The sequence below is a fragment of the Mesorhizobium sp. B283B1A genome (assembly GCF_020165735.1).
GTDB lineage: Bacteria > Pseudomonadota > Alphaproteobacteria > Rhizobiales > Rhizobiaceae > Mesorhizobium > Mesorhizobium opportunistum.
The window spans coordinates 1-13,523 of record NZ_JAIUIQ010000077.1 but is presented as its reverse complement, the minus strand read 5'-3'; the positions used below and the strand labels follow the sequence as shown (position 1 = coordinate 13,523).

At 58.3% G+C, this 13,523-nt stretch carries 6 protein-coding genes; 1 reads left to right on the top strand and 5 read right to left on the bottom strand.

What is annotated here, in order from left to right; translation table 11 throughout:
• Nucleotides 1-938 precede the first annotated feature (938 nt).
• Nucleotides 939-3,434: an FAD-dependent oxidoreductase gene (locus LB577_RS32540; RefSeq protein ID WP_224690494.1), complete on the top strand. Its 2,496-nt coding sequence runs from the start codon at nucleotides 939-941 to the stop codon at nucleotides 3,432-3,434.
• 444 nt (nucleotides 3,435-3,878) lie between these two features.
• Here the strand turns inward: LB577_RS32540 and LB577_RS32535 are convergent, their stop codons facing one another.
• The 5 genes from LB577_RS32535 to LB577_RS32515 all read right to left on the bottom strand — a co-directional run bounded on the left by LB577_RS32535 (nucleotide 3,879) and on the right by LB577_RS32515 (nucleotide 13,106).
• Complete coding sequence (locus LB577_RS32535; RefSeq protein WP_224690493.1) at nucleotides 3,879-5,042, bottom strand: M20 aminoacylase family protein; 1,164 nt, start codon at nucleotides 5,040-5,042, stop codon at nucleotides 3,879-3,881.
• Nucleotides 5,043-5,335: 293 nt separating this feature from the next.
• Entirely contained in the window at nucleotides 5,336-7,021 is a 1,686-nt protein-coding gene (locus LB577_RS32530) for a GMC family oxidoreductase (RefSeq protein ID WP_224690492.1), read from the bottom strand.
• A 501-nt stretch (nucleotides 7,022-7,522) separates the two neighbouring features.
• Nucleotides 7,523-8,803, bottom strand: coding sequence for an NAD(P)/FAD-dependent oxidoreductase (locus tag LB577_RS32525; RefSeq protein WP_224690491.1), 1,281 nt, complete (start codon nucleotides 8,801-8,803; stop codon nucleotides 7,523-7,525).
• 1,194 nt (nucleotides 8,804-9,997) lie between these two features.
• Nucleotides 9,998-11,278: an acetyl-CoA carboxylase biotin carboxylase subunit family protein gene (locus LB577_RS32520; RefSeq protein ID WP_224690490.1), complete on the bottom strand. Its 1,281-nt coding sequence runs from the start codon at nucleotides 11,276-11,278 to the stop codon at nucleotides 9,998-10,000.
• A gap of 337 nt (nucleotides 11,279-11,615) precedes the next feature.
• Nucleotides 11,616-13,106, bottom strand: coding sequence for an aldehyde dehydrogenase family protein (locus tag LB577_RS32515; RefSeq protein WP_224690489.1), 1,491 nt, complete (start codon nucleotides 13,104-13,106; stop codon nucleotides 11,616-11,618).
• Between the last annotated feature and the right edge of the window lie 417 nt (nucleotides 13,107-13,523).

The following is a 13,523-nucleotide window of genomic DNA, read 5'->3' as shown; positions in this document are numbered from 1 at the left end:
GGATCCTGGCAGATGAGGAGATCAAGACCAGCTTTTTGTATCCGCTTCTTCGTGTCCTGGACGCGCCGGTCGAACTCCTCACGCAGAAAAGGTTTTTGGTAGCTCATCCGTATGATCCTTCTCGAAATTGAGCCTGTGCGCTCTTGAGTTCGCCCAGTGCGGCCCAGGACAACCGCAGGCGACGCCCGGAAATCTTGATCCCCATTCTCGCAGGTCCCAGTTTGCTTGGGTTGCGGGTGCTCAGGCGAGCATTTGTCTCAAGGCATTCTCAGTCAAATGCAGTGTTTATATCGGCACCATCTCGCTTCGAGATGCCGGGGCCTGCAGACAAGAAATTGCGCTTTGTAGAATGCCGTTGGCTTCGACGAAAGACGCCCATGTCACCTGACGCTGGGCCATCTGCACCCATCGTGCCCATATGGTTTTGTCTTCGGCTTGGGCACCCGGCGCTTGCGACAATCTTGGCGGCGCGGGCAGCCGGTATGCTGGGAACCACTCCCCAAGATCCTGATATTTATAAGGGCGCCGGGTTCCCTCGACCCTGTCGGCACGTGCTGGCTCAGGCGGAAAAGCGCTTGCCCCTGGCGGTGGTCAAGAGGCGCTTCTCGAGGCGTAGCGCTTACCAGCGAAGACCATGGCCGAGGTCGGCTAGGACCTTACTCCCCCTGAGCACACCCACCGCTCGGGTGCGGATCTCGGCGCGTTCCCGCTCTAGAGTCACCATCCGATTATGTTGCACGGCGGCCCTTCAAGTCATCACCACATTCACCCTGATGCATTCTGCTGGAGTCACGCTGCATTGGGCTGCCTCGCGGCGCAGAAATACTGCACTCCTGGTATGCAGATCAGCGGAAATCAGAGCATACCTGATAATATTTTATTGGCCACGACCAGCCCGCCTTAGCCCGCGCTTTCGCCCAAGCTCCAACAGGTTTCAAATGGCCAACAAGGTACCATCGCATGTCGAATACGTTGTCATCGGAGGCGGCATTATCGGCCTTTCGATAGCCTATCACCTGACACGTCTCGGCCACCGGGACGTTCTGCTTCTGGAGCGCGACCAACTGACATGCGGCACAACCTGGCATGCTGCGGGCCTGGTGACGCAACTCCGCGCGAACGAAACCATGGCAAAGCTCGCTCAATACTCTGCGGATCTGTTCAGGGACCTCGAAAATCTAACCGGTCAGGCAACTGGTTTTCGGCAAACCGGCTCCATCACTGTCGCCGCGACCCAGGACCGCCTTGAAGAGCTTAAGCGGGGGTCTTCGATGGGCCGCTCGTTTGGCCTGGACGTGGAGATGATAAGCGCTGCGGAAGCCCAACGCCGCGTTCCATTGCTCGATGTCACTGACGTCCTGGGGGCGGCATGGATCGCTTCCGACGGGATGACAAACGCTATCGATACCGCCCGTGCTTTCGCAACTGGGGCGAGGCAGGGTGGAGCAACGATCCTCGAGCGGACACCTGTCACACGCATCCTCGTCGAGAAGGGCCGTTTTGTCGGCGTGGAAACCAGTCAGGGAACGGTCCGTGCTGAACACGCGGTCATCTGCACCGGCTTGTGGACGCGGAATGTGGCTGCTGAACTTAACTGGTCGGTGCCGTTGCAGGCGGCCGAGCATTTCTATGTTGTCACTGAGGCAATTCCCGACCTACCCCATGATCTGCCGACGATCCGCGATATGGACGCGCGCGTCTATGCAAAAGCGGACGCCGGTAAACTGCTCGTGGGTTTCTTCGAGGCCAAGGGCAAACCTTGGGGCATAAACGGCATACCGCAGGATTTCAGTTTCGATTCGTTGCCCGAAGATTTCGACCACATCGAACCATATCTCTCTGCGGCCATCGAGCGCATGCCTGTCCTGGCGAATGTCGGCCTTCAGCTGAATTTCAATGGCCCTGAGAGCTTCACGCCTGATAACCGCTTCCACCTCGGGCCATCACCTGAAATTCAAGGCCTGTATGTCGCCTCTGGATTCAATTCCTGCGGTATCGAATCCTCGGGTGGTGCGGGAAAGGTCATGGCAGAATGGATGTCGACAGGTTTGCCGGCTGGAGACTGCTGGGAAATGGACGTCCGTCGATCAATGCCCTTCCAGCGGAACAGGCGGTATCTGTACGACCGCACGGTGGAGGCGGTCGGCAACCTCTGGGCACTTCATCTGCCGCATAAGTCAGCCAAGACGGCACGCAACGTTCGCGTGTCCCCCCTGCACGACCGCCTGTCCGCAGTCGGGGCGAATTTCGGTGAAAGCGCCGGGTGGGAACGCGTCCAATGGTTTGGTGCGCCTGGATCATCAAAAGAAAACCAGGCAACTTTCGGCCGGGACGAATGGTTCGAGCGGAGCGGCGCGGAGCATACGGCCACTCGCTCCGGGGTCACTCTGTTCGACCAAACCTCCTTCGCGCATCTTTTGGTACAGGGGTCGGATGGCTTGGCGTTGCTACAGCGCTTGTCCACGAACGAAGTCGACGTAGCCGTCGGCCGCGTCGTCTATACGCCTTGGCTCAACGAGCGAGGCGGTATGGAGTCCGACGTCACCATCGCACGCATAGGCGAGGAGGAATTTCTTGTCGTAACAGCAGCAATCCAACGCACCCGTGACCTCTCCTGGCTGCGGTTGCATGCCAAGGGAGCCGGCCACGTCTCGGTTGCAGATGTCTCATCCGGATATACCACCCTTTCCGTGATGGGTCCGCGATCGCGTGAGTTACTTCAGCGCGTCAGTCCTGCGGATTTTTCAAACGAGGCATTTCCCTTCGCAACGGCTCGTGAAATCGAGGTCGGGTATAGCCTCGCGCTCGCATTCCGGATGACTTTTGTCGGCGAGTTGGGGTGGGAACTTCACATCCCGACCGAACAAACACTAGGGGTCTACGACGCTCTGGTGGCAGCCGGGGCCGATCTCGGCCTAGGCCACGCCGGATATGTTGCTCTCAACACGCTGCGCCTGGAAGCGGGCTACCGTGACTGGGGTGCCGATGTCGGGGATGAGGACACCCCATTGGAATCGGGACTGGGATTCACGGTTGCCTGGGACAAGCCTGATAATTTCATTGGAAGCGCTGCACTGGAGGCCCAGCGCGGCAAACCCCTGCGCCGGCGGCTGGTCCAGTTCGCTGCCCCAAATGCCAAATCGTTGATGTTCGGAACCGAGCCTGTCTGGCGTAACGGCAGCCTTGTCGGTTACCTTCGCTCAGCTGGTTTTGGCCACACTGTGGGCTGTGGTATCGGGATGGGGTATCTCACGGCACAAGAAGGGGTGACGGCTGATTGGCTTTCCGGAGGGTCATTCGAAATCGAGATCGCTGGCGAACGCTATTCCGCCATAGCTTCTCTGCGGCCATTCTATGACGCGGGGCGCAGCCGCGTGAGGGGCGAGTGGCGTGCTGTGGAGGAGCTGGTCGCAAAAGAGCTCCTCAAGGCCTGAGACTAGACCGCGCAATCTTGGAGCGCTCCTGTCGCTGGCGCGCGTTGCATCGGGTCGCGGGATAGAGCTGCCCACATGCAAGGATGTTGTTGTGCTATAGGCCAGCTTAATGCTGGCTTTCTGGCATCGGATCTCGATAGGTCGAAATAGACGCATGTTTCCGCCAACGTACTCAACGGCCCTCAGCTATGGAGGGAACGATACTGTGCTCTGGTTTGAGTAGGTCGAACGGCAGACCATGGGCTTGTCTGGCACCATGATCCGGTTTCGGGTCGCACACTGACTATACTCGGCCAGGTGCGTGGAGGGACCGGCTACTTGCTCGGCACTCAGATTGCTCAGTTTGACGACGGAGCCGGATTGTCATGCCTCATAACTGCGTGGCCACGAAGCTGCGTACCGATCTGACGGGCGAGCGGGCAGAGTTTAAGAGACTATTCAGCGTTAACCGGCCAAGCCGCCTTCCACCAAGTTGACCCAGTAGCCGATCCCGTAAGGGATTGCATTGTCATCAAAATCGTAGGTCGGATTGTGCAAGCCCGCGGTTGGTCCGTTGCCGAGGAATAGGAACGCGCCAGGTCGCGCCTGCAACATGTAAGAGAAGTCCTCCGAGACCATCACCGGCTTGACCTGTTCGTTGACGGCCTCCCGCCCCACAAGAGCCCGCGCGGCTGCGGCGGCAAATTCGGTCGATGCTGTATGGTTGAACGTCAACGGCTCGAGACGCCTGTGCCGATATTCCACTTTAGCCCCGAAAGCTGCCGCGATATTTTCCGCGCAGACCTTGATTTGTTTTTCCGCAAAATCACGCAATGCTGGCGATAGGCTCCTAACGGTTCCGCCCAGCGTCACGGAGTCAGGTATGATGTGGTAGGATTCACTTCCGGTGAATTTCGGCACTGACACAACGAGCGCTTCCGTCGGATCCAGATTTCGGGAAACCAAGGTCTGGAGGGCCGTGATGATCTGTGCTCCGACCACCACCGGATCTATAGTGAAATGAGGCGTTGCGGCGTGTCCGCCCCGGCCGGTAATGGTGATGTCAAATTCGTCGAGGGCCGCCATAATCGATCCGTCGCGAATACCGAACCTGCCCACGTCAATGCCTGGCATGTTGTGCATACCGAAGACTTGGGAGATATTGAACCTGTCCATCAAGCCTTCTTGCACCATTCGACCGGCGCCCTGCCCGTCTTCCTCGGCGGGCTGGAAAATGAGCGCCACCGAACCTTTGAAGTTCCGCGTGGCGGAGAGATGCTTAGCGGCACCCAGCAGCATGGCGGTGTGGCCGTCGTGACCGCAGGCGTGCATCTTCCCCTCGACCTGCGAAGTCCAGGGCTTGCCGGTAGCCTCGACGATCGGCAGCGCGTCCATATCCGCGCGCAGGCCAATCGTCGGTCCATCCCCGCCTGCACCTTGGATCACCGCGACGACACCGGTCTCGGCGATGCCCGTCTCGATATGATTTATCCCGAAGGAAGCAAGCTTTTCGGCGACGAAGCGGGCGGTATTGTGCACGTTGTATCCAAGTTCCGGATTCTGGTGGAGGTGACGACGCCAAGCGATAGCCTCATCATGAATATCCCGGAAATCATTGACGCTGCGCATTCTTGTCTCCTACCAAATTGAGCAGACCCGCGCCTCGCGTCTGCCAGCTCTAGCCACATTTGCGCCGCCGCTCCCGGGGGCATCCTAGATGTGCGGTTCGTGTAGTGTGTTATATCACTGGGAAGCTTCCAGGGATGAACCGCTACAGTCCAATGCATTGTGTGTATCGGCCCCATCTCGCTTCGAGATGAAGCAAAATCCCCGCGTTTGCGACGGACCTCTGGATTATCGGCGGTCGGCTAGTTTCTTGGTTATTCGGCAAGCGCAGAACCCCGCTCGAGAAAACGTCACCTTCATTGCCGCCCCCGTTCACGAAGTATGGCGTCAGACAGTTTCTCGGCGACCATAATCGTTGGAATGTTGGTATTTGCTCGTGGGCAGAATGGCATCACCGAAGCATCGGCGACTCTTAAACCGGATAGTCCATGAACGCGCCCAGTCGAATCCGTCACACTGTTTGGATCATGCGCAGATCCCATTTTGCAAGTTGAAGTGGGATGAAAGTTCCCAAAAACGTTTTGTCGTACGAAGCTATCAAGAAGCTCGTCACTATTTAGAAGGTCTGAGATGCTGCGGCCGTCAGTGATTGCAAACCTGATCAGGCTCCGTCGGAGCGAGGAGGAACTATCCATAAGGGCTGCGAGAAAAGAGGTGAGACCGTAGTTCAAACGGTTGTACTTGCCGATCCGCTTTGCTCGTCCAGTCCAGGTAGAAGGAAAGGGGTCAAGCGCCGTGCGCGTCAAGGCCTTATGATTTATCAGTCTCGCAACGAATCGAAACGCGCTTTTCAATCGCTCAGCGTCGCGTTGGTCGCTCAGCATATCGAAATTCACTTCTGGTTCAATGAGATGAGACGAACTCTTGAGCGAGACAGTTCCTGTCGAATAGACACGATTAACCCAGAAATTCAGTGTCCCTAAACGCTTGCCAACGGGATGCCACGCAGATTTCGCCAGAACTGAGATGGCCATATCGGTAGGCGGGCAACCGCCGTGACCGGATGAATACCGGGCATGCATCTGGATATATCCGGTTGCGGTCGGCAACATCCGATCCTCCGGTCTCAAGTACGCCGAGATGGCGACTCCGGCATGCTCCTGGAGATTTTTTCCGATCCCTTCGACATTTGCGACAACTTGAATGCCGACCTCTGATAGAACTTTTCCCGGACCAATACCGGATCGCATCAGTATCGCAGGCGAATGAATAGTACCCGCACAAAGAACAACCTCTGGGGCGCTATAAGATTGGCGACCAGCCTTACTCTCAGTATCGACTCCAGTTATTTGGCGACCTGAAAGGGTTAGCTTTATGACCGTAGTCTCTGACAAAATTCTGAGGTTCGGCCTAGCACGGACATTCTCAGGCAAATAGGCCATCGCGGCCGATACGCGGCGACGGTTGAGGTTTGTGAGTGGAACAACTGAATGGCCATCGCGGAACTCACCGTTGAAGTCTGGCCGATAAGGTATTTTTTCATCCTCAAAGGCCGTCGATACCGCATTGACGAACCCTGACCACTCTCGTTTGTCGGCCCGGCTAATCGGCAGCGGCCCGCTATTGCCGTGGAAGTGATCTCGAAAATCCAGATCGCATTCGAGTCGGCGGAAATACGGCAGTACTCCTTCCCAATTCCATCCCGTTGCCCCCGTCGACGCCCACTCATCATAATCGGCAGGGCCGCCCCGGTTCGCGACCTGAGCGTTGATACTGGAGCCTCCACCTATGACCCGAGCTTGCTCATAGTGCACGCGTCTGTTGCCATCTCGGGCGATGGCTGCAGTAAGCGACGGCCATTGGTACCGCTGATTATAGTAAGCGCGCGTCGGGTTGCCGTCGAGAATATCGTCAGGAATTTCGTTCGGGGGGAAGTCAGGCCCCGCCTCGATAAGCAACACCTTATTGCCATTGGCCGACAATCTGTTCGCCATGACGCATCCAGATGAGCCGCCACCTACAATTATATAGTCAAAGAGCAACTATTCCTCCCCATCCTGCGGCTGCAGGCTAGCACACTGCGGAAGCGAAGAACTGCGAATGAGACCGCCTTTCGGCGGGAAAACGGCGACTGTTTGCGAATACTGCAGAAACACGTCATGCTGCCGGACTACTACGCCGAGAGCCAGTTCCACGCTTGTAGGCGGTAACGGCTCGTCAAAAGCCCTGCGGGAAGAGTTTCGACAAAGCCTAATGAGCGGCAGGAAATCCGGTGCTCGTCTTTTGAGTTTGGTTGCCACTCTTTCCACCCGTTTCGGGTCTTCTAGTTTCGTCAACTGCTGTTGGTGGATCTCAGGCCGATTTCAGCAGCTCGTCTTTCGAGGTTGCGGCATCTCCTAGCAGGGCTGACGCCTAGCGCGGTGGGCGGCTGCGCATGCGTCTGGCACCGACGGCAGAGCGAGTACACTCCCGATAGAACGGCCCGCTAACGAGACCCGGTCAAGAGCTAATGCCCCGAGGTCGCGAGGGCGTGCCCGCCGAGATCAGCAGGCCGGTGGCAAATGGGCGATCTGCGCACCTAGCTCATAGTAGCCTTCTCTGATGGCGCGAAAGGGGGCGCTCCGCGCCGAAGAAACGGGCAGGAACATTCCCTCGAGCGGAAGCTCGCCGCTGATATGGCGGGCGAGCTCGCGGCCGAACACTGTGCCAGGCGCGATGCCACGTCCATTGAAACCCGTCAGCGCGATCATGTTTTCCGCTGGCAGGTGAAGGCGAGGCAGATGGTCGTTCGTCATGCCGATCCGACCGTACCACTCGTGCTCCAACTCGACCTCACCGATCTGCGGGAAAAGCACCCGGATACGCCGCCGTGCCCAGTTACGATGGATGGCGATTCCGGTACCGCGGAGCGCGCCGACGCTACCGACGATGAGGCGGCCGGCATTGTCTGTGCGAAAAGCCGTCAGCACGGTCCGGGTATCCCACGCACCGTGTCCTTCAGGTAGGATCGTGTGGCGAACTCTGTGGCTTAGCGGCGCAGTCGCAACATGGAAGAACGGCAGGACCACTTGTTCGCGGCGCAGCTCGGGGAGGATGCGCGAGGTGTAGGTGTCGGTCGAAACAACGGCCCACTTGGCCCGGACGCTTCCACTTCGCGTGGCTAGCCGCCAGACGCCGCCCTCGCGCGCGATGTGCTCGACCGGGCTCGCGGTGAAGACGGTCGCGCCGGCGGCAATCGCCGCGCCAGCCAGGCCGCGCACATAGGCGAGCGGCTGGATCGTTCCTGCACGCAGGTCGAGGAGACCTGCGGCGAAGGCCGAGGTGCCTGTCTTGGCACGCGTTTCGCCGGCATCAAGGATGTGAACCGGGGCGTCGAGCGCCTGCCACTGCCGCGCTCGCTCTGCGATTTCGGCGACGCCCTTCTTATCGGCTCCGCAGTGGATCGTGCCGGCCCGCTTCAGCTCGCACGGCAAGTTGTGTTTGTCGACGATCTCGAAGACGGTGCGTGGCGAATCGCGCAGCAAATCCAGCAAACGACCACCATACACCGGACCGAGCGTCTCCTTGAGGGCCGATGGCATCACCCAGAGGCCGGCATTTACCAATCCGGTGCTCCGCCCGGCGGCGCCAAAACCAATGTCGGCAGCGTCGATCACGACAACGTTCAGGCCCCGCTCGGCCAGGTGCAGCGCAGTGGAGAGCCCGGTGTAGCCGGCACCGACGATCGCCACATCGGCGACGACGTTGCCTCCCAGCTTCTCCGTTGCAGGCGGCGGCGGGGCTGTCCGCTCCCAAAGCCCATGCGACCGTCGATCGTTCAGCATTCTTTCCGCTCTCATTAAGGCTCGACGCTGCCTCTTTCAGCACGCCCGGCAGGAGACTGAGCTCGCTGCCGGGCCGGTGCGCCTTGGGAGGAGGCGTAGTTGCTTTATTCTTTGCAAACGATAAGCAGATCGGATCGCTCAGATGCTCTTGGTGAACAATAGCGTATGTAAGTACCCGATTGATGCAAATTGTCCTACCTCCACGCAGGAAATCGGCTTTGGGGGGCCGAAATCTGCCTAAAAGCGGTGAGACGCGCGCGCAGATTCTTTTACGCTGATCGGGGACACCCAATAACTAATTCTGATGACGCGCTCAGGAAACAATGACACCGGCAGCTAGCCGTCTCTCCTCGCGGAACGTGAGGCGTGGTGCGGGCAGCGCCGGCATCCCTGTAGCCAGGCGATTCCCGTAAATGCGGAGATACGAAATTACCTTCTGCGATCAAGCACCCGCAACTACAATGATACGATTCCCTGCTTCGCATAGTGCGTTTATCCCTCAGTTGCGCTTGGCCGCGGTCGCGAGCCTTTTGCCCTCCCCCGCGATCAGCACACCGCGGCAAATGCGCGATCTGCGCGACGAGCTCTAGTAGCCTTCTCTGATGGCGCGAAAGGGGCATTCCGCGCCGGCGACACGGGCAGGAACATCCCGTTCAGCGGCAGCTCGCGCTGATATGGCGGGCGAGCTCGCGACCGAAGACCGTGCCCGGCGCGATGCTCTTCCGTTGAAACCCGTCAGCGCGATCATGCTTTCCGCTGGGAGCTGAAGGCGAGGCAGATGGTCGTTCGTCATTCCGATCCGACCGTACCACTCATGCTCCAACTCGACCTCACCGGTCGGGAAGAGCGCACGGATACGCCGCCGTGCCCAATTACTATGAATCGCCATTCCAGGACCGCGGAGAGCGCGGACGCTGCCGACGATGAGGCGACCGGCATTGTCTGTGCGAAAAGCGATCAGCACGGTGCGGGTGCCCCATGCCCGGGGGATGGCCAATCGATAGACTATAATTGCCACCTCCCTCCAACGTGACCGTCATTCAATAGTTGACGCCATACCGCTTGCTTTGCGGTCCCAATGCGACCCACTCGCAAAATCAGCGTGGTTGGGATTCCTGAAGGGCGGCCAGTTCGTCCCAGACTGCGTCCCTCTCCTGCTCTCGATGCCACCAATGTTCGTCGACTGTCACACCTTTATCTATCAGCATCTCCGCACGTTGTGGAAGGTAAGGAGGCCACAGCGTGTTCGTGGGCAGAGACCGACTTGATCGACCAATCAATCAAGGCAACGGCATGCTGAAGTATCGCGTCGGTCTGAGGGCGGCTCGGGGAAGCGGCGATGATGTGTCCGATCGTGTCTCGGTAATCGCCATTCCTGACGATAGATGTCTTGGGTTGAACATGCAATTTGACCTCGGCGACACCTTCCACGGCAGCCGCTCGGCTATCGCCATCAATCCAATCGAGGATTCCATCACCTTGAGGGAGGAGGAACCGCGCGCCCGCAACATGCGAACGCGTTCTGCGCAAATCCCATTCTTCGCCGATAACTATTTTGATGTGCGCGGTGACGAGATCGACACCATAAGCTAACTTAACCATTTGAGGACCGGGCGCGCCAGCAAGACGCGGATTGACCTCGATCACGACTGGGCCACGCTTTGTCCAGCGGAATCCAATGTTCATTGGTCCCCAGCCAAGGCCGAGAGCTTGCAAACAGTTCAGCGAAACATCGGCGATGCGCTGCTGCTCGGTGTCAGTAAGGACGGCTGGATAGGTGCACCCACGATGGACAAAATGCGGTGGGCGGCCAAAGTCAGCGCCGCCAATTCCAATGACCTCATCCCCCATAATGTCAGCCCAATAATAGGGGCCCTGCGCGAATTCTTCGACCAGCAGCCTGGGCGAAGCCCGCCATATGTGCTTCCCGCCCAACAGATGGATCGTATGTTTCGCTAGTTCGTCGGCGTTGCGGCACAACAGGACACCGCTGCTGCCGCTGCCCACAGCTGGCTTTAGAACCACCGGCAGACCGATTTCCGCGGCAGCGCGTTCTACGTCCGCTGCATTGCCTGCCAAGCGGTAGGCAGGCATTGGAACGTCGAGTTGCGCGAGGAGTTGACGTTGAGTGAACTTATCGCAGCATCGTTCAATCGACTCGGGATTCGGTCCTGGCAGATCGAAGGATCGGCATAGCTTACCAACTGTGGCATACGCTAACTCATCGAGGCCCGTAAAGCCAGTGATGCCAGCAATCTCATAGGTTGCACGCACTCTTAAGCATTCGCCGATCAGCACATCGAGGTGGTCGGTATCGACACGGATTGCCTCTATCCCGTCCGCCGCAAGATAATCGTATTGGGTTGGATCAGCCGACATCGTAATTGGATGAAGCCCAAGACGCTTAGCCGCTTTGACGTATAGCTGACCGATACTCCTGTTACCTTCAACCAGGATGAGAGCTTTTTTTGCCATTGCCGTCGACCTCCGCAGTGTGCTGTGCGACGGCCTGAGACTAATCAGGCGTCGACTTGTTTGTTCGGCCTGACGTCAGCCTCGCAGGTAAAGCTACCACTCTCAGCGATCTGATCTCGCAACGATTTTGCAAAGTTTACCTAAAGGATTTATTGCACCCGCGGCTGCATTCTGGGTGCCTCGCGGCATAGTCTCTGGGGCTGCATCTGGCGCAAGGTGACGACGCACAGACTAGGATGCTGGGTTGCGTGCTCGCTTGCCGACGACCCGAGATGCGGTTGATTCCCGAACGGATTTTCGTGTGAGGCCGGCCCGCGAGACGAACGATCGGATCGACTTACAATGCTGGGCTCCTGTGTCTGCTGCTACATGAACCAGATGTTGGTTGCGAGATCCGGATGCCGACGTTTCTGGTCTGAACGTAGCCGTCCAGTGCTTCCTGCCCCTTTTCCCTGCCGTAGCCGGACTGCCTTACTCCACCGAACGGCGTTTCTACACCTCCCACGTACCATCCGTTCACGTATATTTGGCCAGCCCAAAGGCGATCGGCGGTCCAAAGGGCCCGATCGATATCCCGAGTAAACACGCCCGCAGCCAAGCCCTGATCGGTACCGTTCGCAAGATCGACCCCCATTACCGGATCATCGAACGCAGTGACAGCAAGAACCGGACCGAATACTTCTTCCTGGAAAAGAGTACTGTCTCGGGCAACATCGGCAAACACAGTTGCCGCCATGAAATAGCCGCTCCGCATGGAAAGTGCAGATCCGCCGGTCACGACACGTGCCCCCTGCGCACGAGCAGTCCTGCAGGCTCGCTCGACCGCCTGTCGATGCTTTTGGGAGATCAACGGCGTAATGTCACAGTTCTCATGCCCTGGGCCAACCGACAACCCTTCGACGCAGGCCTTCACTCTATCTAGCAGTTCGGCTGCAATCGAACGTTCCACAAGCAGTCTTGTTAAGTTATTGCAGTTCTGGCCGGCATTTAGATAGGTGCCGATGCGCACCGCGTCTACCACCGCATCAAGGTCGGCATCGGAATACACCACCGCAGCTGACTTGCCACCTAATTCCATAATGCAGGGTACGATGCGCTCCGAGGCGGCCTTGAGTACCGTTCGCCCCGTGGCTATGGACCCCGTAAAAACGATGTGGCGAACATCAGGATGCTCGATCAGCGCCTGGCCTGCCGTTTGGCCATTACCAGTGAGCACGTTGATGGCGCCGGGGGGCAGCCCCGCCGCCTCGCAAGCACGTGCGATCTCAATTCCGGACAAGGGTGCCAGTTCTGGCGACTTGACCACCACAGAGTTGCCGGTTGCGATAGCACATGCCAAAGAACGGGCCGTTAGTTCCAATGGTCCATTCCAGGGAACGATCTGGGCAGATACGCCGAACGGACTTCTGACGGTGTAGTCGACCAGGTTGGCTCCGCGCGGAATCGACCGACCTTCAAGCTTATCGGCTAAGCCACCATAGTATCTCAAGTATCTGATGGCCGTTCGAACCTCGCTATGGGCGAGATCCAATCCTTTCCCTGTCTCCGAGCAGTTAATGCTCGCGATATCGTCGGCACGCGCTTCAAGTGCGTCGGCAACGCGAAATAGCATGCGTCCGCGGTCATAGGGATGCATGTCTATCAGAACGCGATCGCGAAAAACACGGTGAGCAGCAGCGACGGCACGCTCGACCTCTTCAGGACCTGCTTCTGCGATGACAGCGATCGTCTCGCCAGTCGATGGGTCGTCGACCTCAAGCCGCTTACCGGACAAAGAATCTCGCCACTCCCCGTCAATGTAATTCTTGGTCACCTCTGTAGTAGCCATTCCAATCCCCTCTGGAAATCTCATGGACGCGCACCACTGCTGACGTAGTTATCGTCCCCGAAGGAACTTGGTTTGTACAGATCGCATGGCAAAGGCCTCAGCTTGACCGTGAGCCGCATCGTGAGCCATGACGGTGGCCGTGACATGCCGAGAGCGTTCGCGAAGGACCGCCACCAGTTCGCTTTTACATGGTTGATATTTTCTTCATTGCTTCGACCCGCCGCGGGTTCCTTCCTGGCGCTGAGCATGAAACATTTCGGACGTGTGTTCCCACTGATCAGGCCGAGCTCCCCGCCGAGAAAGTTGGCTCCAAAAGAAGTCGGTGGCGGGGGTGAATTCCTGCTTGCCTACAAGGATGGCCTTTGTCGCCGCGTCGTAATCGCCAACTGCCCCCCAAGCCCCCAAGCACCCCAAGCA